This window comes from Acinetobacter sp. WCHA39 (assembly GCF_002165385.1).
In the GTDB taxonomy this organism is placed as follows: Bacteria; Pseudomonadota; Gammaproteobacteria; order Pseudomonadales; family Moraxellaceae; genus Acinetobacter.
Genome location: NZ_NHRP01000004.1, coordinates 11,978 through 35,892 on the forward strand (window position 1 = coordinate 11,978; position 23,915 = coordinate 35,892).

Annotated in this window: 17 protein-coding genes and 5 pseudogenes; 5 read left to right on the forward strand and 17 right to left on the reverse strand. The window is 37.4% G+C overall.

What is annotated here, in order from left to right:
• The first annotated feature begins 65 nt into the window (after nt 1–65).
• Complete coding sequence (gene prmB / locus CDG56_RS02835; protein ID WP_087537106.1) at nt 66–1,076, forward strand: 50S ribosomal protein L3 N(5)-glutamine methyltransferase; 1,011 nt, start codon at nt 66–68, stop codon at nt 1,074–1,076.
• A 10-nt stretch (nt 1,077–1,086) separates the two neighbouring features.
• Complete coding sequence (aroC, locus tag CDG56_RS02840; protein ID WP_005160180.1) at nt 1,087–2,178, forward strand: chorismate synthase; 1,092 nt, start codon at nt 1,087–1,089, stop codon at nt 2,176–2,178.
• A gap of 67 nt (nt 2,179–2,245) precedes the next feature.
• Here aroC and CDG56_RS02845 read toward each other — a convergent pair whose 3' ends face one another.
• On the reverse strand, nt 2,246–3,475 hold the full coding sequence (locus CDG56_RS02845; protein ID WP_087546879.1) for a GGDEF domain-containing protein: 1,230 nt from the start codon (nt 3,473–3,475) through the stop codon (nt 2,246–2,248).
• Nucleotides 3,476–3,816: 341 nt separating this feature from the next.
• Between CDG56_RS02845 and CDG56_RS02850 the strand changes: the two genes are divergently transcribed.
• A complete protein-coding gene (locus CDG56_RS02850) occupies nt 3,817–4,563 on the forward strand; it encodes a TenA family transcriptional regulator (RefSeq protein WP_005160172.1) in 747 nt (248 codons plus the stop codon).
• A gap of 59 nt (nt 4,564–4,622) precedes the next feature.
• Here CDG56_RS02850 and CDG56_RS17220 read toward each other — a convergent pair.
• Nucleotides 4,623–4,774: pseudogene (locus CDG56_RS17220) on the reverse strand (flavodoxin family protein); the annotation flags it as partial.
• 64 nt (nt 4,775–4,838) lie between these two features.
• On the opposite strand from CDG56_RS17220, the pseudogene CDG56_RS17550 reads away from it, so the two are divergent.
• A pseudogene (locus tag CDG56_RS17550) lies at nt 4,839–5,098 on the forward strand (helix-turn-helix transcriptional regulator); the annotation flags it as partial.
• A gap of 162 nt (nt 5,099–5,260) precedes the next feature.
• On the opposite strand, the gene CDG56_RS02865 reads toward CDG56_RS17550, so the two are convergent.
• Nucleotides 5,261–5,569, reverse strand: coding sequence for a helix-turn-helix domain-containing protein (locus CDG56_RS02865; protein WP_087535780.1), 309 nt, complete (start codon nt 5,567–5,569; stop codon nt 5,261–5,263).
• 448 nt (nt 5,570–6,017) lie between these two features.
• Between CDG56_RS02865 and CDG56_RS02870 the strand changes: the two genes are divergently transcribed.
• On the forward strand, nt 6,018–6,716 hold the full coding sequence (locus CDG56_RS02870; protein ID WP_087546880.1) for a DUF1826 domain-containing protein: 699 nt from the start codon (nt 6,018–6,020) through the stop codon (nt 6,714–6,716).
• Nucleotides 6,717–6,817: 101 nt separating this feature from the next.
• Here CDG56_RS02870 and CDG56_RS02875 read toward each other — a convergent pair whose 3' ends face one another.
• From CDG56_RS02875 to uca, 14 genes and pseudogenes are all read right to left on the reverse strand, one after another.
• Complete coding sequence (locus tag CDG56_RS02875) at nt 6,818–7,618, reverse strand: sulfite exporter TauE/SafE family protein (RefSeq protein ID WP_087546881.1); 801 nt, start codon at nt 7,616–7,618, stop codon at nt 6,818–6,820.
• 51 nt (nt 7,619–7,669) lie between these two features.
• Entirely contained in the window at nt 7,670–8,161 is a 492-nt protein-coding gene (locus CDG56_RS02880) for a flavin reductase (RefSeq protein WP_005160147.1), read from the reverse strand.
• Between the two features lie 151 nt (nt 8,162–8,312).
• A complete protein-coding gene (locus tag CDG56_RS02885; RefSeq protein ID WP_087535783.1) occupies nt 8,313–9,341 on the reverse strand; it encodes a methionine synthase in 1,029 nt (342 codons plus the stop codon).
• A gap of 30 nt (nt 9,342–9,371) precedes the next feature.
• A complete protein-coding gene (locus CDG56_RS02890) occupies nt 9,372–10,364 on the reverse strand; it encodes a DUF1852 domain-containing protein (RefSeq protein ID WP_087546882.1) in 993 nt (330 codons plus the stop codon).
• 388 nt (nt 10,365–10,752) lie between these two features.
• Nucleotides 10,753–12,885, reverse strand: coding sequence for a TonB-dependent siderophore receptor (locus CDG56_RS02895; RefSeq protein WP_087546883.1), 2,133 nt, complete (start codon nt 12,883–12,885; stop codon nt 10,753–10,755).
• A gap of 165 nt (nt 12,886–13,050) precedes the next feature.
• Nucleotides 13,051–13,122: pseudogene (locus CDG56_RS17225) on the reverse strand (type 1 glutamine amidotransferase domain-containing protein); the annotation flags it as partial.
• Between the two features lie 70 nt (nt 13,123–13,192).
• Nucleotides 13,193–15,397 (reverse strand): OsmC domain/YcaO domain-containing protein, encoded by a 2,205-nt coding sequence (locus tag CDG56_RS02905; protein ID WP_087546884.1) that lies wholly within the window; start codon nt 15,395–15,397, stop codon nt 13,193–13,195.
• Between the two features lie 219 nt (nt 15,398–15,616).
• Nucleotides 15,617–16,618: pseudogene (locus CDG56_RS02910) on the reverse strand (hypothetical protein); the annotation flags it as partial.
• A 32-nt stretch (nt 16,619–16,650) separates the two neighbouring features.
• Nucleotides 16,651–17,139 (reverse strand): annotated as a pseudogene (locus CDG56_RS02915) (TolC family protein); the annotation flags it as partial.
• 158 nt (nt 17,140–17,297) lie between these two features.
• A complete protein-coding gene (locus CDG56_RS02920; protein ID WP_087546886.1) occupies nt 17,298–18,302 on the reverse strand; it encodes an NAD(P)H-quinone oxidoreductase in 1,005 nt (334 codons plus the stop codon).
• Nucleotides 18,303–18,309: 7 nt separating this feature from the next.
• Nucleotides 18,310–19,185, reverse strand: a complete 876-nt coding sequence (locus tag CDG56_RS02925) for an AraC family transcriptional regulator (protein ID WP_087546887.1) — start codon at nt 19,183–19,185, stop codon at nt 18,310–18,312.
• Nucleotides 19,186–19,348: 163 nt separating this feature from the next.
• Nucleotides 19,349–19,579, reverse strand: a complete 231-nt coding sequence (locus CDG56_RS02930) for a hypothetical protein (protein WP_087546888.1) — start codon at nt 19,577–19,579, stop codon at nt 19,349–19,351.
• A gap of 21 nt (nt 19,580–19,600) precedes the next feature.
• The gene (locus CDG56_RS02935) at nt 19,601–20,296 is read right to left on the reverse strand and encodes a GntR family transcriptional regulator (protein WP_087546889.1); all 696 of its coding nucleotides are present in this window, start codon (nt 20,294–20,296) and stop codon (nt 19,601–19,603) included.
• Between the two features lie 11 nt (nt 20,297–20,307).
• Nucleotides 20,308–23,913 carry an urea carboxylase gene (uca, locus tag CDG56_RS02940; RefSeq protein ID WP_087546890.1) on the reverse strand — a complete coding sequence of 1,202 codons (3,606 nt, stop codon included), beginning with the start codon at nt 23,911–23,913 and terminating at the stop codon, nt 20,308–20,310.
• Between the last annotated feature and the right edge of the window lie 2 nt (nt 23,914–23,915).

Here is a 23,915-nt window from a genome sequence, read left to right on the forward strand (position 1 = left end):
TTAAATAGATGCTAATCCCGTTAGAATAAAGCGTTTTTGCAATTAGCACTTTTGGAGACGCCTAAGTGGAGCGACCTACAATCAGCCCTGAACATTTACAAGAAGCGGCTGAAAATTTAGTAACCATTCGAGATTTTATTCGTTTTGGTGTAACCGCACTTCGTCAATATGATGCACACTTAGGTCAAGGTACTGAAGATTATTTTGCGGAAAGCTCTGCACTTGTTTTGCAAACACTTTCCCTAGAATGGAAAGCTGATGCAGAAATATTAGATGCAAAATTACTACCAACTGAAAAAGCTGAATTTTTAAGTCTATTAGAACGTCGCATCAATGATCGTATTCCAACCTCATATTTATTAAATTTGGCATATTTCTGTAATAAACCTTATTATGTAGATGAACGTGTACTGATTCCGCGTTCGCCAATTGCTGAATTGATTGAACAACGATTTGCACCATATTGTTTAAATGAAAATGGTCAAATGCTCGAAGCATTGAATAATTTACCAGAAAACACGAATCCGAAAACGCCACAACGTATTTTAGACATGTGTACGGGTTCTGGCTGTATTGCAATCGCTTTAGCTTATGCATTCCCAGATTCTGAAGTCGATGCAACTGATATTTCCAAAGAAGCTTTAGAAGTTGCATCAATTAATGCTGAACACCATGATAAGCAATATCAAGTCGCATTACTTGAGTCTGATTTGTTTGCAAAAATTCCTGCTGAAAATCAATATGATTTAATCGTAAGTAATCCTCCATATGTAGACGCAGAGGATATGGCAGATTTACCAGAAGAATTCTTACACGAGCCTGAGCTTGCACTTGCTGCTGGTCAAGATGGTTTGGATTTGGTTCGTAAAATGTTAGCGCAAGCTGCTGACTATTTGACAGAAGATGGTTTAATCGTCATTGAAGTCGGTAATTCAGAATGGGCGATGCGTCAAAACTTTAATACTGTTGATTTCCATTGGCTTACATTCCAAAAAGGTGGTTCTGGTATTTTTGCATTAACTGCGGAACAATGCCGCCGTTATAAAGATATATTCCAGCAATCTATTCAAAATTAAGGGGATGAAAATGGCAGGAAATAGTATTGGTCAGTTATTCCGTGTGACCACATGTGGTGAGTCACATGGTGCTGGCTTGATGGCAATTGTAGATGGCGTACCACCGGGACTAGAACTTTGCGAAGCAGACTTGCAAAAAGATTTGGATCGACGCAAGCCGGGTACTTCTAAGTTTGCAACGCAACGTAAAGAGCCTGATCAAGTTGAAATTATTTCTGGTGTTTTTGAAGGCAAAACTACGGGTACATCAATTGGTTTATTGATTCGTAATACAGATCAAAAATCAAAAGACTACGGTAATATTGCCCAAACATTCCGTCCTGGTCATGCTGATTATACCTATACTCAAAAATATGGTTTCCGTGATTATCGTGGTGGTGGTCGCTCAAGTGCACGTGAGACAGCAATGCGTGTGGCGGCAGGTGCGATTGCTAAAAAGTATTTGGCAGAAAAATTTGGTATTGATATCCGCGGGCATGTAACACAGATCGGGAATGAAATTGCAGAAAAGTTAGATTGGGCTGAAGTGCCAAATAATCCATTTTTCTGTGGTGATGTTGATGCAGTTCCTCGCTTCGAGCAATTAGTCACAGCATTGCGTGAGCAAGGCACTAGTTGTGGTGCAAAACTCGAAATTATTGCTGAAAAGGTTCCAGTGGGTTGGGGTGAGCCTGTTTTTGATCGTCTGGATGCGGATATTGCTCACGCTATGATGAGTATCAATGCGGTTAAAGGTGTTGAGATAGGGGATGGTTTTGCAGTTGCTGGACAGTTTGGTCACGAAACTCGTGATGAATTAACCACAGATGGTTTCCTTGCAAATCATGCTGGTGGAATTTTAGGTGGTATTTCAAGTGGTCAAACGATTCGTGTCGCGATTGCTTTAAAACCAACCGCAAGTATTACCACTCCTGGTAAAACCATTACAATTGATCGAGAAAACACGGATGTGTTAACCAAGGGTCGTCATGATCCTTGTGTGGGCGTTCGAGCGACTCCAATTGCTGAAGCAATGTTAGCAATTGTTCTAATGGATCATTTTTTAAGACACCGTGCTCAAAATGCTGATGTTGTAGTTCCATTCCAACCAATTGAGCCATAATTTTAATTTTTCACATACTTGCGACACTTTGCGCGCAAGTATGTTGTTTAATAATAAAAAATTAATCTTATAAAGTCTCAGAAATTACATTTTCACTCGTTGCAACATGATATTGATTTCTACCATTATTTTTTGCTACATACAAAGCATGATCTGCTTGAGAGATAAACTCTGATAGGCTGTCATTAAGATGAGGAGTTGTTGTTGCAACACCCACACTGATCGTTACATATTTAGAGACATTACTTCTAGGATGTGCAATCCCTATATTTTGCATTAATCCCATTAAACGTTGAACTTGTATCAGTGCTTGATCTTTATCCGTCATGGAAAATAAAAGTAAGAACTCTTCACCGCCATAACGTGCCGCAAGATCTCCACTTCGCGATGAGATTGAACCCAGCAAAATGGCAATTCGTCTAAGACATTGATCCCCCTGAATATGGCCTAATGTATCATTGTATAGTTTAAAAAAATCGATATCGATCATCATGATTGTGATAGGAACTTCATGACGGATTGAGCGTTTCCACTCATTTTCAAGCACTTCATCGAGGTATCTACGGTTCGCTAAACCAGTTAAAGCATCTTGTTGAGATAAAATTGAAAGTTGTTGCGCCTGACGCATAAGCTCTAATCGATTTAGTTCGATCATACAGTCTTGTAGATAATTCTCTCTATGTTGCCGATCTATTGCATAAGCTAAAGCCATTCCTAGAAAGCTACTAAAAGTATAAGTTCGATTTAAGTAAGTCCAATCAATTGATCCATTAAGCCAAACACTAATGGCAATACCAATTAAACCACCAGACCAACCAGCAAACATCGCTGTATAAAATCGCATACCAACGAAGCCATATATAATGACCACGGCATACATCATGGCAGCATGAAAAAGAACGTTATTCTGGCCATGTTCAAATACATTAATTAACGTGAAAGTAAGAGCGACGGCACCTATAGAGCCTAAGCAAACATAGTAATCAAACCATCTATTCATTGATGGAATGAAAGCAAGTAACCATGCAAAAAGAATTATCATGCCGACCCAACCGTAGTACGCGACCCATGCAGTGCGTAGCTCTGTAGGTAGAACTTGATAAGTACCAAAACTTAAATATAAATAGAAGAATAGAATGATTGGTGCACGGTAACGGAATTCATGTGCAGCTTCATTTTTATACTGATCTTTATAAATGACTTCTAATTCTTTAGGAAACCAAACTAAATTTAGTCCGCGAGAGATTAACAAGTCAATCTGTTCTTGCCCGAGTAAGTTGGATGCTTTTAACTTCATCTTAATTCTCATCGCCCCCAATGTTCTTATAAATGTAAATAGGGATTGTTAACTACGTTACACTGTATTAAATAAAATGTGTATTGGATTATATAAAATTAATCATTTTTTATGATAATCAGATTTTATTGCCAGTATTCTATATTCTTCGGGTGTAATATGAATGTATTAGCAACGAATATAATGATTAAACTTAATAAAATGCTGAACAGATAAAAAATGTTACAAATTAAATAGCAATCATTGTATATTAATTGTATTACGATTAAATCTAGCTATAAAAATAAGCAGCAATCGTGGAAAATAATTGAAATAAGTCATACGAAATAGGATGGATCGAAATGACTGTTATGAAGCAATATGGAACAAAACTAGAAATAACACCTCACTCAGAATGGGCACAACAATTTTGGGATGAACTTGTTCCTGCAAAAGAACGAGTAAGCAAACACCCTTTATTTTTAGATATGGCAAGCGGTAGCCTAAATTTAGAATGCTTTCGGTCAGCATTATTAAATTTTTACCCTTTGGTTGCTCATTTTCCATCATATATGGCAGGTGCTTTGGCTAAAGCGACGGCTTTTTCTTTAGATGGTGTAACTGAGACTAGAGATTGGTTAATTCAAAATATCAAAGTTGAAGAAAGACATTTACATTGGTATCAAGATTGGGCGAAGGGTTTTGGCATAACGACTGAAATGTTGAATGAAGTTAGACCACCAGTAGCAATGAATGCAATCAATCATTTTTTATGGGATGTAAATTTTAGGGGAAGTTTAGCGGAGAGTATTGCTGCAACAAATTTAGCAATAGAGTGGGCGACAGGCGATTGGACCATTCATGTTTATAAAGGAATACAAGCTTATACAGAAACACCAGAAGTAAATATTAATAAAAGATCATTGGCATGGTTAAGAGCTCATGCACACTATGATGATCTACATCCTTATGAGGCGATGGAGCTGATTAAGAGATTATGCGATAAAGATCCAGTTTCTCAGAGAAAAGCTTTTTTAGCAGCGAAAGAAGGCTTGGCTTATTATGAGCTGGCTTTAGATGAGTGTTACAAGTTACAAAATAATAATTAAAAATACCGAATAAACTGCTATTTAGTTGGGGTACTAAGTAGCAGTTTTTATTTAATTTTTTAAACTGGATTCATTTTATCGTAGAAATTCTTTAATTTAGAGAACTCCAGTGGTGCATTAAGTTGTCTAGATTAACTATGTATTCTTCAAAACGAATAAGAATTTTTTCTCGTTCTTCATCTGTGATATATGGGACATGGTAGGCAATAAAAGTTTGGTGCTGATCAATATCATTTAATATTTAATAAAGAACTTCTAAAGCAGAATTACAGCAATTTTTGTCGTTGAACCAAATCGCTAAGCATCTTGGTTTAACTGATAGAACTTTACAACGTCAACTTGCAAATGAAAAAAAACATTTCAAATCTTACTTAGTGAAAGCCGTCAGGCAAAAGCAAAAGCTCTTTTAAAAGAAAATAAATTTATCCATTCAAGAGATTTCAAATCTTTTAGGCTATGCAGATATTTCTCATTTTCACGTGCTTTTAAAAAGTGGACAAATATGACGCCAAGTAACTATAGAATGCCAAAATAAAGAAAATAGACACTTTAAATGGTTTCTAACATAATAATTGCGTATAATGTATATTATGTTAAATAGAATATCTAAGACTGTGGCCTACACAATACTGTTTGTTGTCATAGCTCAGTAATGTGATGATCTAAGATTATACATCACGTTACTGAGCCATTGATCTCATTCTGATGGTTTCATAATCTTTCTCACAATGTGCTCATGAGTTGGTACAAGTCCTGCTTTCAACCCAAGTGGTTTAAAGACCTTATCTAAAACAGATTGAGTAAGTTTTCCTTTGTCTTGCTCAATATCAGTTAATGTCCTGCGACTTATGCCGACTAAATTTGCATATTGTTCCTGAGACATACTCAGAATGTTTTTTCGTAAATACGTCAATAATTGTCCTAATGTTATTTCATTCAATAAGTACTGCATATATAGATCAATAAGAACTTGCTGACGATCTTGAGTCTGATTTTTTATATTCATAATAGTTCCCATCTTTCTAATTTAGCTTCAACATAGTCGAATGAAAGCGCTGGCATACTCGTAAGCTAATTCACTAGCGCTTGCTGAGCCTAGTTTCGGTTCTAATAGCGTAAGTTCAGCAATATCAAACCAACTTTGATCAAGTAACGCCTGTATTGTTAATTTCTTCATTGATATGAATGAGCAATTATTTTCTCAAAAGTACTCTATTTTTTTATATTTGTGAAGATATTTGCGCAAAATTCTTTTTTATGTAAGTTTTTGAGCATAAATTTGCTCATAACGATCTATGGAAAGTATCATTCTCAGTATCTATTTAAAACACTTTATTTCATTGTTATAAGGTATGAAAAGATAAATGTTTGAAAAATACGATTCAACCTATCGTTGTTAACGTGATCGAACTGTGTATCATTAAACATAATTTCTTTTTGATAAACTTCTTTTTATGAAGAATACATTTTCTGACCACAAGCAAATTAGCATGGTTTCTAGTTTCTCCGAACTTATCGGTTCTAATTTTCAAGGAGATAGAAATGCGATTTGTTGGTATAGAAACCTGAATGGAGATTTTCAAGAAATCGTAAAACAGCTTGAACTAAAGGAAAATATCACTGAAGTTTCTATTGATGACCTATTGGGATTGCAACTTTCCGAACAAGGTCATTTAGCAAGAGAAATCATCTTAAAAGATATGCAGCTATTAAGTGATTTCGGAGCTTCACCTACCCTTAATTTAATTCAATATTACGAGCGTGATGATGAGTTAAATTTTATTTCAACTGATGTGTATTCATTTCATGTTGATCGTTCCCCCATCCCAACTGATACTTTTTTATGTACTTATCACGGTGCGGCAAGTGATATTTTGCCAAACGATCAAGTTGAGCAAAAGATTTTAATTCCCGAAATTAGAAAAAAACTTAAGGAATTGCATAACGGGCCAGAATCAGAATTTGAAAGTTTTCTACAAGATTATTTCTTCGATTTACATTACCAACCGCTCCCTGATGCAAGACCTTTAAATTTAGGTTCAGGACATCTTTGGCGTCTAGCAGTTGATCATCCAAAGCAGCAAGTTTTGCCATGTGTTCACAGAGCACCTGTTGAAAAAGATGGTGAGTATCGTCTACTCTTGATTTGCTAACTATTTATATATCAAATAGTTAAAAACTAAATCTACTAAACTCTAATGTATAAAAGCCCATATTTAATGAGCTTTTATCACAGGAATCAACCTAATATATTTCAACGTATTCCTTTAAAAAGGAAAAAACATCCGACAATAAGTAACAATACAGCAAAGCATTTTTTTAACATTTGAGGTGATAAAGCATGTGCCACTTTGGCACCTAGCTTTGCAGTGAAAAAGCTCATCGCACTGATACCCAGAAATGCATAAATATGAACAAAACCAATGCTATTCGGAACATTTATTTGTTCTTTCATACCAAATAACATAAACCCTAGCGCACCTGCGATTGCGATAGGTAAGCCACATGCAGCAGATGTTCCAACTGCTTTTTGCATGACTACACCGTGATGATTTAAATAAGGTACGGTTAGACTACCTCCACCAATACCAAAAATTGCTGATGCTATGCCTATTCCTGTACCTGCGAACACCTGTTTAGTCGTTGATGGAAGGACTTTATTCTGATCTATTACTTTTTTGGCTCCAATAAACATTTGGTATGCAACCCAAATCACAAAAACACCAATAATCAGTTGCAAGTGTTCCCTTGATAGTAATCCTGCAATACCCGCACCAAAAAATGACCCAATGACTAAACCAGGAGTCAGATTTTTGAATACAGTCCAAATGACTGCACCATTTTTATTATGCGCCATTAATGAGCTGATAGACGTCACAATAATCGTGGCTAATGAAGTACCCAAAGCAAGATGCATCACAACTTCAGGATCATAGCCCATTTGTGTAAAGACAACATATAAAAGCGGTACAATGATCAGCCCACCACCTACACCAAAAAGTCCAGCAGCGAATCCCGCTAATGCACCTATAGCTAAAAAAATGATTAATTCCACGACATACTTACTTGATTGAAGGTTAATATTAGATGAATAGCGAATGTTGGTTTAAGCAACTTCAGTCTCACCTACTTGGTGATAAGCACGATTAAAATACACCAGACTATGTTCATGCTGACTTTTTTGAATAGCAACTGTACGGCAAATAAAAATAGTATGTGTTCCTACTTCCTGAATTTGTTCAATCTGACAATCAAAACTAACAAGAGCGTCCTCTAAAACAGGTGCACCTGTTTTTAATTTAGTCCAAGTTCCATGTTTAAACCGCTCTTCAGACGTCAACTTAGAGGAAAACACATTAGAAATATGCTGATGTTGCGCGCCTAGAACATTCACAGTTAAAGTTTCATTTTCAATAAAATGTGCATGTGACCTAGAGGCTGTATTCATACACACCAATAATGTCGGAGGTGTATCCGTAACGCTACATACAGCAGATGCGGTAAATCCATGACGACCAGATGCTCCCGCTGTAGTCACCACATTCACTGCACTTGTCAGTAAAGACATCGCATTTCTAAAGTCATTTGCTTCAATCATCATCTGATTCCTAAATTGAACTGTAGCTTTTCTTTAGATTAAGACCTAAGACACACTTGCGTCACATTTGCACATCTAAATCATTTCAAACCGAATGGGCTGCTAACTAAATTAATAAGTAGCCCATTCGATATTTCCTAATTGCTAAATACTAAACGGCGAGCTCTTTTCGGATAATTTCTGCACCTGCACTTAAGGCATTCAGCTTACCGCGTGCTACTTGACGAGATAAAGGCGCCATTCCACAGTTAGTAGATGGATAAAGTTTGTCAGCATCAACAAATTGCAAAGCTTTTCTTAAGGTATCGGCAACTTCTTCAGGTGTTTCGATATTATTAGTAGCAACATCGATCGCACCTACCATCACTTTTTTACCGCGAATTAGTTCAATTAGATCCATTGGTACGCGAGAGTTTTGGCATTCTAGCGAAACGATATCAATTTTAGATTGTTGAAGCTTAGGAAAGGCTTCTTCATATTGACGCCACTCTGAACCCAACGTCTTTTTCCAATCTGTATTGGCTTTGATGCCATAGCCATAGCAGATATGGACGGCTGTTTCACATTTAAGACCTTCAAGTGCTCTTTCCAAGGTTGCAACACCCCAATCATTCACTTCATCAAAGAATACATTAAATGCAGGTTCATCAAATTGGATAATGTCGACACCCGCAGCTTCTAATTCAAGTGCTTCCTGATTAAGAATCTTGGCAAATTCCCAAGCCAGTTTTTCACGGCTTTTATAATGACCATCATATAACGTATCAATCATAGTCATTGGACCTGGAAGCGCCCATTTGATTGGTTGTGTTGTTTGGCTACGTAAAAACTTGGCATCTTCCACGAAAACTGGCTTTTGGCGAGAGACTGCACCGACTACAGATGGAACACTTGCATCATAACGATTACGGATACGAACTGTTTCACGCTTCTCAAAATCTACACCATCAAGATGCTCGATAAATGTGGTGACAAAATGTTGGCGAGTTTGCTCACCATCGCTCACAATATCAATTCCCGCATGGATCTGTTCTTGTAGAGATAAACGCAGAGCATCTTGCTTCGCTTCGATTAATGCCTCACCCTCTAATTTCCAAGGTGACCAAAGTTTTTCAGGTTCTGCAAGCCATGAAGGTTTCGGTAAGCTGCCAGCCGTTGATGTTGGTAATAAAATTGCCATTTTAAATCTTCTATCTCTATTTCAGGTAAATTAAGCAGCGTTACTTTGTACGGTGTAGTTAGCAGCCCATTGTTCAAGGATGTTTTTATAAGGTTTGATAAAGTTTTCTTCCGTCCATTTACCTTGTTTTACTGCCAATTGACCACGCTCTACACGGTCGTAAACGATTCGTGTTAATGAGTAATCTGGGTACTCTAAACTTGCTTGATACACTTGTGCTGCTGAAGAATTTGCATTGTAAATTTCAGGACGGTAGATCTTTTGGAAAGTTTCCATCGTGCTAATTGCGCTAATCAGTTCAAAATCGGTGTAATCACGTAATAAATCACCCGCAAAATAGAATGCTAAAGGCGCAACACTTCCTTTCGGCATGAAGAAGCGAACCTGTAAGCCCATTTTATGAAAATATTCATCTGTACGTGAATATTGATCTTGCTTATATTCAACACCTAAAACTGAATGCTCATTAACAGTACGCTGATAAGTCCTCGCTGTTGAAACACTTAAACAAATGACAGGTTGTTGATTAAATTCAGCCTTAAACGTATCTGAATTTACTAAATATTGATAAAGCTTACCGTGTAAATCACCGAAACCTTCGGGTGCATACGAAGTTGAGTTCTCTTTATTATGTTCTTTCAGCACCACGCTAAAATCATAATCACGTACATAAGACGAGAAACTATTGCCAATCATGCCTTCAATACGTTGATTGGTATGGTGATCGGTAATGGTGCTTTTCAGCATTTCAATGATTGGAAAAGTTTTACCATTACCTTCAATATCTAAATCTGCAGAAATAATATCGATTTCAAGTGAATAACGGTCACCATTCGGATTATCAGTTTGTGCTAAAGCATTGAAACGATTATTAATCATTCGAAGTGTATTACGAAGATTCTCCTCTCGACTTTCACCGCGTGCTAAGTTGGCAAAATTAGTCGTTAGACGTGTGCTATCCGCTGGTTGATAGTTTTCATCAAAACGAATGCGTTTAATTGAACATGCAAACTCTTTACTCATGATGATTGGTATCCTAATTTTTGCGATAAACCGTAAACTTCTTTATGTTGTAATTTATACTCGAATCATCACATGAATAAAAATGATTTAATCTAACCAAAAGATGAATAAAATTCATTGTTGTGTGTTTTTATGGGTTTCAGTGCTCTAACCTGAACGAGCTTCATCATGAGCTGAAAAACTATCAGGATATTGATTGAATTATTGCTATAAGGGCGTGTTTGTAATTTGGAATTATTCTTTAGATGATGACATACAATGTTTCGTTTCTATTTTTTGTTTACAACGATATAAAAACTTGAATTTTATTAATCCAATAGCAGAATCTCGTAAAAAAGACGATCTAATTTTAAGTCAGATCGTCTTTATTCATATCAGTGAATTGGATTTAAAAATTCACCGTCCAAGAAAATTGTGCAGTGCGTGGAGCGCCTAGGAACAAATAATCATCCCCAAAGAAGCTTCCCGCATCTCTCCAATATTTTTTATTAAATAGATTATCAACATTGAATCTTAACGTGTTTTCATAGCCATAAGCACGGAAGTTATAAGCTGAACCCAGATTAAATACGGTATAGCTAGGCACTTCCACTGTAGCTGATTTATTTGCATATTTACTGCTACTGTATTGTATGCCAGCGAGTAAACGTAATCCTTCAACTTGGGGAACTTGGTATGAGATATAACTCGCCAAACGTACAGTTGGTACATTTTGAGTTTGATGACCATCATATTCAGATGATTGTATGTCTCTTAAGCGTGAACGGGTCAGTGCTAAAGTCGATGTCATATCTAGGTTTTGACCAATACGCCCTTGTAGACCAAGTTCTAAGCCGAGGTTATGTTGTTCACCATCTTTTACGAAATCATTTGAAATATTGGTATGTTGATTATCTTGTTTTAAATCAAATAATGCAGCTGAAAAAAGTAAATCTTGCCACTGCTGCTTAAATCCCAATTCATATTGCGCTGAATGTTTGGGTGCTAATGTCACAGAAGGATTGTTTGCAAACCACGGCGCTTGTCCGCCGTCACTTAATCCTTTGGCATAAGAAGCATAGATATGAGTCTTTTCCCAAGGCTGATACATCACAGCAAATTGAGGTAAAAAGCGATTAAAGTTAGTGTCACGAATATTATTACCAGATGCATTATAAGCATCTTCATTTAAATGCAGTAGTTTTCCGCCTGCTAGAATTGACCATGCTGTATTAAATTCAACTTGATCAAGTAAATTTAATGCTGTTTGCTGACTGTTTAAAGATTTGTAGTGATTGCCCAAAACCGCGCCAGATGGAGCAAAGTCCACAGTATCAGTGTAAATATTCCCTGTACCGACAGCTTGGTTAATCGCATCGTATTGCGCATGTCGTTTATAAGTTTGTGATAATTCTAAACTCAACTTATGTTGCCATGATCCTGTACTAAATTGACCATTTAAGCCTGCTTTAAATTGATTGGTCAGGTAACTGTCATCAGGACTGCGGAAGTCATAAATATCATAGTTACCATTTTGACCAAAGGTATAGGCAAACGCTGAATAATCATCCACCACAACACGACTTTGAGAAGCACTTAGATTTGCTGACCAATCTTTATTGATTTGGTAATTATATTTTAAGCCTGTGTTTAAACTTTGGTTAATGACAGGTTGGCTCCAACTTTGATAGCCAAGTAAACGATCCCACTCTACGCCAGTAGGTACGGTTTTACCATCAAGCAACTGATAACCAGGTACTGAACGCTGACGTTGACGCTGTGATTCGATATCAAGTTCTAATTTTGAACGATCTGATATATTCCAGTCTAACGCTAAAGAACCAAATAAGCGTTTACCATTGGCATGTTCTACATACGGATGGATTTCCTCATGCGCCAAATTTATTCGATAACCCAATTGCTGCTCATCTAAAAATCCGCCAAAGTCCGCTGCGATACGATTACCGCCATGACTATCTGCATCAACGGTCATTGAACGGATGTCTTTAGGGCGTTTGCTTACATAATTAACCACACCCGCAGGTGTTGACATACCACTTTGAATAGCACTTATACCCTTTAAAATCTCGACTTGTTCTTTGTTTTCAAGTGCGACATTTTGCTCACCGCGAAGTAAGTTACCATTGAGCAAGTAGCTTGAACCAAGGTTCAGTGCGAAACCACGCATCATAAAGTTTGAGTAATAGCCAATTGGGGCGTAACCATCACCTACCGCAGCATCATTTTTCACAACATCCGTTAATGTTTTCGCATGTTGATCAGCAATTCGCTCAGCCGTCACTGCATGAATAGATGCAGGAATCTCAGCAATATTTTGTTGAGTAAAACCAGATAAATTCACCTTTGGTTGAAAATATACGCTTTCTGCTGCTTGGGCGTTTACTGTGATTGTTTCTAATTGGGATACTTTATTTTCATCTTCAGCATGTACCAATACTGAGCTTAGCCCTAGGCATGAAAATGAACCAACTGCCAGTAATGCTTTGTGTAAACGAGAAAATGTAAATGGATATGTTTTCACAGTAATTGCCTAACCCCGAAAGATAATCTTATAGTCTAAATTTTCGGGCATGAGTATTCACAATTTTCTATGATTGAACAAGTACGTTTTCCACCATCTATCTAATATTTTTAAATGTTCTGTATACCGTAGGTAGAGACAGAGCATATGATCAAAATGTTTTTAATCGGCATTATTTAAAAAACCCCACATCACGCCGTGCCCACCCGTGTAATAAATTACATCATAGTCTTCCCAACAGTGGACTAACGATATAAAAGTGCATGATCAACATGCACTTTTTAAAGGTTTAACGTTTAGCTTGTATTTATACAGCTACTCCGACAGCCTTTGCACGCGCTTGATGCAATTTCTTATAGCTATCAATCAAACGTAAATGGCGATCAAGCCCTTCAAGTTTCATACTTGTTGGTGTGAGACCATAGAAACGAACATTCCCTTCAACAGATCCGATGACTGCATCCATACGTTCGTTACCAAACATACGACGGAAATTCGTTTCATAGTCTTCTAATTCCATCTCATCATCGAGCAATACTTCAAGTACTACGTTCATGCATTGATAGAATAGTCCACGTTCAACGGTATTGGTATTGTATTGTAAGAAGGTTTCAACCAGTTCTTTGGCTTCTTCAAACTGTTCTAATGCAATATAGATCAATAGTTTGAGCTCAAGAATAGTCAACTGTCCCCACACGGTATTGTCATCAAACTCAATGCCAATCAAGGTCGCGATTTCAGTATAGTCATCTAATTCACATTCTTCTAAACGTTCGACCAAAGCTTCAAGTTGAGTCTGATCCAAACGATGCAGATTTAAAATGTCTTCACGGAATGCCAACGCTTTATTAGTGTTATCCCAAATTAAATCTTCGACCAAATAAATTTCAGAATAATCTGGAACTAAGATACGACATGCTGTTGCACCTAAATGCTCATAGACAGCCATATATACTTCTTTGCCCATTTCTTCCAAAATGCCAAACAATTCAGCCGCTTCTTCTTCATTTGAGTTTTCACCATCATTGGTGAAATCCCACTCGACAAAGTCATAGTCTGATTTTGCACTAAAGAAACGCCATGAAACTAAGCCACTTGAGTCAATAAAGTGTTCAACAAAATTATTTGGTTCAGTGACTGCTTCACTTTGGAAGGTTGGTTGAGGAAGATCATTTAAACCTTCAAAACTACGCCCTTGTAAGAGTTCGGTTAGGCTACGTTCCAACGCAATTTCAAAGCTTGGATGTGCGCCGAATGAGGCAAATACGCCTCCCGTGCGTGGGTTCATCAGTGTCACACACATCACTGGGAAATCACCGCCCAAAGAAGCATCTTTCACTAAAACAGGAAAACCTTGTTCTTCTAAACCTTGGATGCCCGCCACAATACTTGGATATTTTGCTAATACTTCTTGAGGTACATCAGGTAAAGCAATTTCACCTTCTAAAATTTCACGTTTGACAGCACGCTCAAAAATCTCAGATAAACATTGAACTTGTGCTTCGGCTAAAGTATTACCTGCACTCATTCCATTACTTAGGTACAAGTTTTCAATCAGATTCGATGGGAAATACACAATCTCCTGATCTGACTGACGCACAAATGGTAACGAACAAATACCCCGCTCTGTATTTCCTGAGTTGGTATCATATAAATGTGTACCGAGTAATTCATTATCTGGGTTGTAAATTTCAAGGCAATATTCATCCAAAATTTCTTTTGGTAATTTACCTTTCGGACCCGGTTTGAACCACTTTTCGTCTGGATAATGTACAAATTCTGCATTGGCAATTTCTTCACCCCAGAACTGATCATTATAGAAAAAGTTACAGTTCAAACGTTCAATGAACTCACCTAAAGCTGATGCTAAAGCACTTTCTTTGGTAGAGCCTTTACCATTAGTAAAGCACATTGGTGATTGTGCATCACGGATATGTAAAGACCAGACATTTGGAACAATATTACGCCAAGATGCAATTTCGATCTTCATCCCTAGATTCGCCAAAATACTAGACATGTTGGCAATGGTTTCTTCTAGTGGTAAATCTTTCCCTGCGATATAAGTGCTGCTTTCTGAAGTCAGACTTGGCATCAACAGTGCTTGCGCATCCGCATCAATACTTTCGACTTCTTCAATGATAAATTCAGGACCCGTTTGAATTACTTTTTTAACGGTACAACGATCAATTGAACGTAAGATGCCTTGACGGTCTTTTTCAGAAATATCAGCGGGTAATTCAACTTGAATTTTGAAAATTTGTTTATAACGGTTTTCTGGATCCACAATATTGTTTTGTGACAAACGAATATTATCGGTCGGAATATCACGAGCTGCACAATATACTTTAACGAAGTAAGCTGCACATAATGCTGATGATGCTAAAAAGTAGTCAAATGGACCTGGTGCAGAACCATCACCTTTATAACGAATGGGTTGGTCAGCGATAACTGTAAAATCATCGAACTTGGCTTCTTGTCGAAGATTGTCGAGATAATTAACCTTGATTTCCATGCTGGCACCTAAATATTCTTATGTGTCAGCACTGACACATAAAATTTCAAATATTGATCAATAACCCGAATCGCGGATAAGAAATTGATTTAAAAAGAGTAGCTAGAGTCATTCATTCATCTGAACAAAAAACGGACTCTAGTCATAATGGACGCTATTATAGAAGTATTTTATGTAATTGATAACTTTTGTCTGTTTTTCTAGCCTATTTATGAACAATTAAATCCGTCCTACTTCCAAGTATGGAATCAAATTATTGTCAAAATTTACACGAGGGTCCCCAGCAAAACTAATAAAACCATGCATTCCTGTTAGGCGTTCACCTTTATAAAATGAGTTCAGTTGATAGCGTGGGTCTTTATGAGATAAGGTAAAACTTACAACACCTATACCTATTTTTCTTGATAGTTTGTAGGCATCTTCGAGCATACGATGGTGTAAGGCAAGCGATTGTGGGTGACATAATAACGTGTGTAATACATGATATTTCACTGAGTCACCTAATTTTGGTAGAGGCATACTTTTCGTAACAGATGTACAAAAATTATAAATAGGTCGCAGTGCACGAATTACTGGACTGTAATGCAAAATTTTGGTTTGCTTAATTCCATGTTGATCCCATAAACCAAACATACCAACGAGCTTTTTATCTTGAAAATACAAGATAAAATCTGAAAGTTTAATTCCTGAAAAGTATGAATGACCTTGTGCTAATTCTTCGAAGTTATAAGCAGGAATAAAATTATAATGATTCGATATTTCGGCAATAAAGTTATTCATTGCCGAAATGTGTTCTACATGCGCGACACAAGACTGAATGTTTTGATATGCATCTTGATTTTGAGTGATGCGCTTTAAGAAAGCTTTGATTTTTCTTTTGTTTCCTAAATGTGTCAGCGTTAAAGTTTCGATAAAACCTTCATCATAATAATCAGGCATACCTGTTTTCGCAGTTTGCATTGCTGCTCGAGCTGCATGATTATCATTGAAAATAATCATTTGGCTAAAATTAGGTTCATACATACTGATTTTCACATGAGCGCCTAAAACCTTAACCAAAGATTTTCCTCTATAGTTTTGATCGACACGTAGATCGCTGGCATATCTTAGACTCTGTATTTGTCTATTGATATAACACGGTCGATAACCATTGCTATAACATGCAACTTTTCGCTGCTGTTCTTTATCTTCAATAACGACATGTAATTTATGTCTGTATAGATTGTTGCGATGTTGTACTAAATCCATGTTCATTAATTATTGACCTGTTGATGATGTGGTGTTGACACTAAATCATTCAAACTTCCTATTTGATCTAGTAATTGATATACAAATACAACTTCATCTTGTTGGTTGACCGTTTTTTGAGTCTGGACATCCAATAACTTCTGTTCTGTATTGAGTAAATCAAATGTTGTTTTTGTACCCAGTTCAAATTCTTTACGCGTATAAACAAATGCGATTGAAGCTGCGTCAATTGCATTTTGCAGTGCATCTTTATTTTGACGAATGGTTTGAAGTTGTGCGTAAGTCGTCCGTATACGCTGATTCAAATCTAATTCCAGACTTTTGATTTTCTGATTAGCAAGCTCAATATCGACTTGAGCTTTATTAATATTTGCCCGATTGAGTCCATCATCATATAACGGTACATTTAACTGAACACCAACCATATAATTATTACTTTCAGAACCGATATTGGTTGCTTCATGTTGAGCTCCTAATTTGCTGGTGAGCATCATTATCTTCTGCTAAATCTGGGGTTGGGTTGCGATCATCTGTATTTGTTGTCATCTTCAAATTCCTCGTAGGATATGTTTGATTTACATATTGCTTTTCTGGGTGATCATTCTCAAGCTTGATGTATAAATAGGCATGGAATGAATACAATCAGGCAAAATTACGATTTAATTTCGAGTACCACTTTTCCAATATGTTCACTGTTTTCAAGACATTGGTGTGCTGCTGCAACCTCTTTAAATACAAAAGTTTTATAAATAATTGGTTTACATTGATCTGTTTCGATTAGTGGCCAAACAAACTGTTCCAATTCTTGGGTAATTTTTGCTTTTTCATCATTGGTTCGAGCACGCATCGTTGAGCCAGTCACCACAGCGCGTTTTAGCATGAGTTCTTGAATATCAAAACCATCTACTTTTCGACCGCCCATAAATCCGATAATTACCAGTCGCCCACCTCTTTTTAGCAATCTTAGATTTTGATTAAAGTAAGCAGCGCCAATAATATCCAAGATCACATCAACCCCTTGCTGATCTGTACGTGAAAAAATTTCTTGTTCAAAATCTTGCTTCTTATAATTAATAACTGTCGAAATAGAGCTTAATTTTTCAGCTTTATCGTCACTGCCCACCGTGGAAAAAGTTTGGATCCCCATGGCATGACATAAACTCAACGCTGTAGAGCCAATTCCACTCGCTCCTCCGTGAATCAGAACAGTTTCGTTCTTTTTCAACTGCCCGATCTGAAATAGATTTGCCCATACGGTGAAATAAGTTTCTGGAATAGCTGCTGCTTCAACAAAGCTCAGATCTTTTGGAATCGCTAAAGTTTGATTTGCTGGGACAGCACAGTATTCTGCATATCCTCCACCATTGGTCAGCGCGCAGACTTTATCACCGACTTTAAATTTTTCTACTTTTGAACCAATTTGTGAAATGATCCCAGCAACTTCTAATCCTGGAATCTGAGTTACGCCTTTCGGCATTGGATAAAGCCCCTGTCGTTGCAAAATATCAGGGCGATTGATCCCAGTAGCATAGACTTCAATCAATACTTCATCTTCTTTAATCTCAGGTTTCTTACCTTGTACAACTTTTAGAACTTCAGGACCGCCAGCTTCAGTAATTTCGATATATTTCATTTGTTCGCTACTATTTTGATTCATGATTTACTCATTCCTTATCTATATTTACTTCAGTTTGATTAGGAGAAAAACCAAACTGCTTTTTAAACTCTCGACTAAATTGAGATGAGCTTTGATAACCAACAGCATAAGCTGCTTGAGCAACGCTTTGGTTTTCGTTTTGCAACATCTGTTTTGCCTTATGCAACCGTGTAACTTTGAGATACTGCAAAGGTGAATATAATGTGACTTGTTTGAATGCTTTATGAAATGCCGAAATACTCATATTGGCTTGTTCAGCAAGCATTTCCACTGTTAATTTTTCTGTAAAATGATGTTGAATATATTCACAAATCTTATAAATTGGTCGTAAATTGCCTTGAGCGACTAATCCTTTTAAAGCATCTGCACCCGAATGTTGAATCACTCGATACAACAACTCTCGTTTTATTTGTTCACCTAAAATCAAGCTGTCTTGTTCTGAACCTAAAGTTTTTAAAAGTCGTATTAAAACATTCGAAATTGTTTGATCATATTGAATTACACTCATGCCTGTAGTGAGTGGTTTAAATTGCTCATTTTCAAAATATGTTTTTGCTAACAGCTCATTTACCGTATCCGCCTCTAGTTTCATACTGACTGCAATCATAGGCAATTCAGGACTCGCTACCGTATCACAATCAAATGGCATAGACACGGAGACGATTAGGCATTCGCCTTGCTGAAATGCATAGGTTTCAGTTCCGATGTAACCACGTTTACTGCCTTGTAAAACAAAAACTAAGGTCGGTTCTTGCAGTACGGCTAGTGGTGGCGTGTTGTGATCTACACGCATCAAAGTGATGCCATCTATCGCGGTCGAAAAGAAGCCTTCTTTAGCAACAAGTTTGAAAAACAGTGAGCTAAGTATATGATCATTCATCATGTTTAATCTGATGATTTGAAATGTGATCTTTATTATTAAATAGAAAATTCAGGAAAGATGTTAGTTTTATGCAGGATTAGGCATGAAAAATAGAGCATTTTAATAGAATATTAACTTTCTGTTCTAAACATGAGAAATAAAACCTAATACACCTAATTATCTATTACAGAATTTTCAATATTTTCTTTAACTCATAACCGACTTGATCCTCATCATACATATATTTTCCACCATTAGGAGCATAAGAAGCCAACATTAAAATAGTATTATCTACTAGCTCATGCTCCGAATTTAAACTTTCGAGTAAGAATTCTATCTTATTAGCATTTTTTACAGAAATATCCTTTTTTTCAATAAACTTTTGAATACTGTAAATTAATTGATTTTTAACCATTCATAATCCTCAATTTATTAATCAATAAAACTGACTCGAGTCCAACATCTGTAAAGTAATTTTTTTCACTTCATCACGACTTTGCATAATATGCGCTTCAATCGCCTGAATGGCTTCATCTACTTTACGATTAAAAATATAACCCAGTATTTTTTGATGCTCCTGATAAGTCGCTTCAACGCGATAATCTTTTGAGAAGTCTAAACGACGAATAATACGGATTCGCTCGCTCAAATCACGATGAATTCTCGCCATTTCATTATTTCCAGAGGCGCGAACCAATGCGCAATGGAAATCTTCATCTTGTTGTGACAGTTGTTTAATGTCTTTTAGGTATTGATGAGGTTCAATCAACCATAAATCTTTTAAAAGAGATAATTCAACCGAATTTTGATGATCCATCTGACAAAGTTTACGAATCGAATCTTTTTCTAATACGATCCTCACATCATAAAGTTCTTCATAATATCGAAAATTGAGCGGTCGGATTTGCCAACCGCTACGAAAACTCACATCAACATAACCCTCTTGTTGCAAACGATACAGCGCTTGTCGGATTGGGGTACGACTTACATCATAAGCCTTTGCAACTTCAGATTCAGTGAAACGTTCACCCGGCATCAGTTTGAAATCAAAGATATCATTCTTGATGCGTTGGTAAACCAGCTCAGACAAATTGTCTGAGTTTTTTGTTGTTTTTATTTTGGTTTCTTTCATGCAACCTTGCCTTATTCCATATAAACGAGTGGTTCACCACTATGTACGGTTTGCCCTGCTCTACAAATAATAGCTTTTACAATGCCATCTTCTTCTGCATAAACCGGAAGTTCCATTTTCATTGCTTCAATAATAGCAACAGTTTCACCTTTTTTAACCTCTTGACCATGCTCAACAAAAATTTTCCAGATATTACCTGTCATCGATGCATTTAATGATGCTAAATGACTATAATCAGCATGGTTATTTTCTTGAATCTGTTCTTCAGGTTGAGCTGCAAACTCCTCTTTCCAGCGATCCACCTCAGTCGTAAATGCTTGTTGTTGCTTAGCTTTAAACTCGGCAATACTTTCAGCTTCATTCTCTAAGAATTTTACATAATCCGCATAATCGAATTCTGTTTCTTCAATCTTGATCTCAGCACGACCATTTTCAAAGTCAGCACGCCATCGATTGAGTTCTTCTTCTGTAACCTCAAAATATTTAATTTGATCGAAGAATTGTAAGAACCATTGTTTATCACCAAATTGTTTGTTTTTCTTAAACTTATTCCAAATTGGCAGAGTACGCCCAATCAATTGATAGCCGCCCGGTGAATCCATACCGTAGATACACATGTACATACCACCAATCCCAACCGTTCCTTCTGCGGTAAAGGTACGTGCTGGATTATATTTAGAACTGAGTAAACGATGACGTGGATCTATTGGTACAGCACATGGTGCAGTTAAATACACATCACCCAAGCCAAGAATTAAATAGTTTGCATCAAAAATAATATCTTTAACTTCATTCCGATCTGCCAAACCATTAATGCGTTGGATAAAATCAACATTATTTGGTAACCACGGTGCTTTAGAGCAAACACTTTCTTGATAGCGTTCTACAGCTCCTAAAGTCGCACTGTCTTCAAATGCCATCGGCAAATGTACGATACGAGATGGGATTTTTAATTGGCTCAAATCACCCATCTCTTCTTCGAGTTGAAGTAATTGGGCAATCAATTGTGATTGTGGAATGACTAAGCCGTCGTATTTAATCTGTAGTGAACGAACACCCGGTGAAAGTTCTAATACGCCTGCAATTTTTGCATCACGAATCATTTGAATCAGTTGATGCACTCGTAAACGCAAAGCTAAATCTAAAACATTTTCGCCGTATTCTAAGAGAATATAACTATCACCTGCTTGGCGATACACTGTTTTTGGCGACAATTCCGTTGGTTCACGTTGTGCCAAAATCGTACTGACAACCTCTTGAATTGGCTCAATCGTTTCTACAACTTTGCTTGCTTCCGCAAAGTTTTGGATATTTTCAATTTGCTGACGTTCAAGTTCATTGGCTTGTTCAACGCTAATCGGATAAAAACGAATTTTATCATCGGCTTTAAGTTGTCCAACTTTCCAAAGTTCTGCTTTGGCAATCGTCACAGGACAAACGAAACCACCTAAACTTGGACCATCTTTTGCCAGAATCACAGGGAAATCGCCTGTGAAGTTAATTGCGCCAATCGCATATTCACAGTCATGCACATTGGATGGATGTAAACCTGCTTCACCACCATTTTCTCGTGCCCAGCTTGGTGTTGGTCCTGATAAACGAACACCTAGACGATTTGAGTTAAAGTGAACTGTCCACTCTGATGCAAAAAACTCTTCTACATATTCAGGTTTAAAGAAATCTGGTGCGCCGTGCGGACCATATAACACCGCAATTTCCCATTCATTACTATATTCAGGAATCAATTCAGCCGACAATGCTTGAGGTTCATCGTGAGCAAGTGGCAACTCTGTGCTCGCAAATGCTGGATCAACCATTTTAATCATATCGCCGACACGCAAGGTACGACCTGCATGACCACCAAAATTACCAAGCGCAAAGGTAGAACGACTGCCTAAATATACAGGGACATCCAAACCATTTCGAACCGCTAAATATGTACGGCAACCTGATTCTACTTGACCGATTTTTAGAATTTGTCCTGCTTTAACTTCTACAGGCTTCCAAAAATCAATTTCCTGATCATCTAACAAAGCAGTACAGCTTGCACCTCCCAAAGCAATGGTTGCATCTGCATGGAATTTAAGTGTTGGCCCAACAAGGGTAAACTCAAAACCTGCGGCTTTGGCATCATTGCCGACAATACGATTCGACAACTGGAAAGCATAATCATCCATTGGACCTGATGGCGGTACACCTATATCCCAATAGCCCGTACGACCCGGATAATCTTGAATTGAACTCAACGTTCCTGCTTGAATCACTTCAATTACGTTTGGCGTGTAGTTGAAATCATCCAACATTTTTGTCCAGATTTGCATATCATCAAAACGCTGATCGGAAATAATCGCACGGGCATAATCCAGATTGGTGCTAATACCATTCAAGCGTGTTTCCGCCAGAACGGTTTTTAATTTTTCAATGGCACTAGCACGATCATCAGCATGCACAATAATCTTGGCAATCATTGGGTCGAAGTATTGAGAAATCTCTGTGCCTGTTTTAACCCAAGTATCAACACGTGTTCCCTCTGGAAAGGCGACTTCAGTCAACACACCGGGACTTGGTTGGAAATTTTTTATAGGATCTTCGGCATAAACACGAACCTCAATCGCTGCACCTTTCGGCTGAATATTGCTGAGATATGCCCAATCAAGTTCATCACCAGCAGCAACTTTGAGCATGCATTCAATTAAGTCTAGACCCGTAACCATCTCAGTGACTGGATGCTCAACTTGTAAACGTGTATTCACTTCAAGAAAATAAAACTCATCTCGATTGGCATCGTAGATAAACTCAACCGTTCCTGCACTACGATAATTAACGGATTTCCCGAGTTCTATCGCTGCTTGATGTAGTTTTTTACGTGTCGCTTCAGGTAAATTTGCCGCAGGCGTTTCCTCTACCACTTTTTGGTTACGACGTTGCAAAGAACAATCCCGCTCACCAAAGGCAACGACTTGCCCCTTTCCATCACCAAAAATTTGCACTTCAACATGACGAGCTTTATCAATAAAGCATTCAATAAATACGCCAGCGTCTTTAAAGAATTGTTCTCCCAAGCGTTTGACACTTTCATAAGCATCGGTCAAGGCTTGTGGTGTATCACAACGAGTCAAGCCAATCCCACCACCACCTGCGGTACTTTTCAGCATAATTGGATAGCCAATACGATCTGCGGCAGTCAGTGCCTCTTCTAAGCTATCCAACAATCCAGTTCCCGGAGTCATTGGTACATTTGCCGCAGCCGCTAATTCACGGGCACGATGTTTTAAACCAAATTCTAGAATTTGCTCTGCCGTTGGTCCCATGAAAGCAATATTATTTTCTTCGCAAGCACGAGCAAAATCGGCACTTTCAGAGAGAAAGCCATACCCTGGAAAGATTGCTTCAGCGCCAGTTTGTTTTGCTGCCTGAATCAATTTTTCGATACTCAAATAAGTATCGGCTGGTTTTAAACCATCTAATCCAATCGCAATATCAGCATCTTCGACATGTTGAGCATAACGATCACTATCCGAATACACAGCAACACTGGTTACACCTAATTTTTTAAGTGTGCGAATCGCTCGAACAGCAATTTCACCGCGGTTTGCAATAAGTACAGTTTTAAACATGA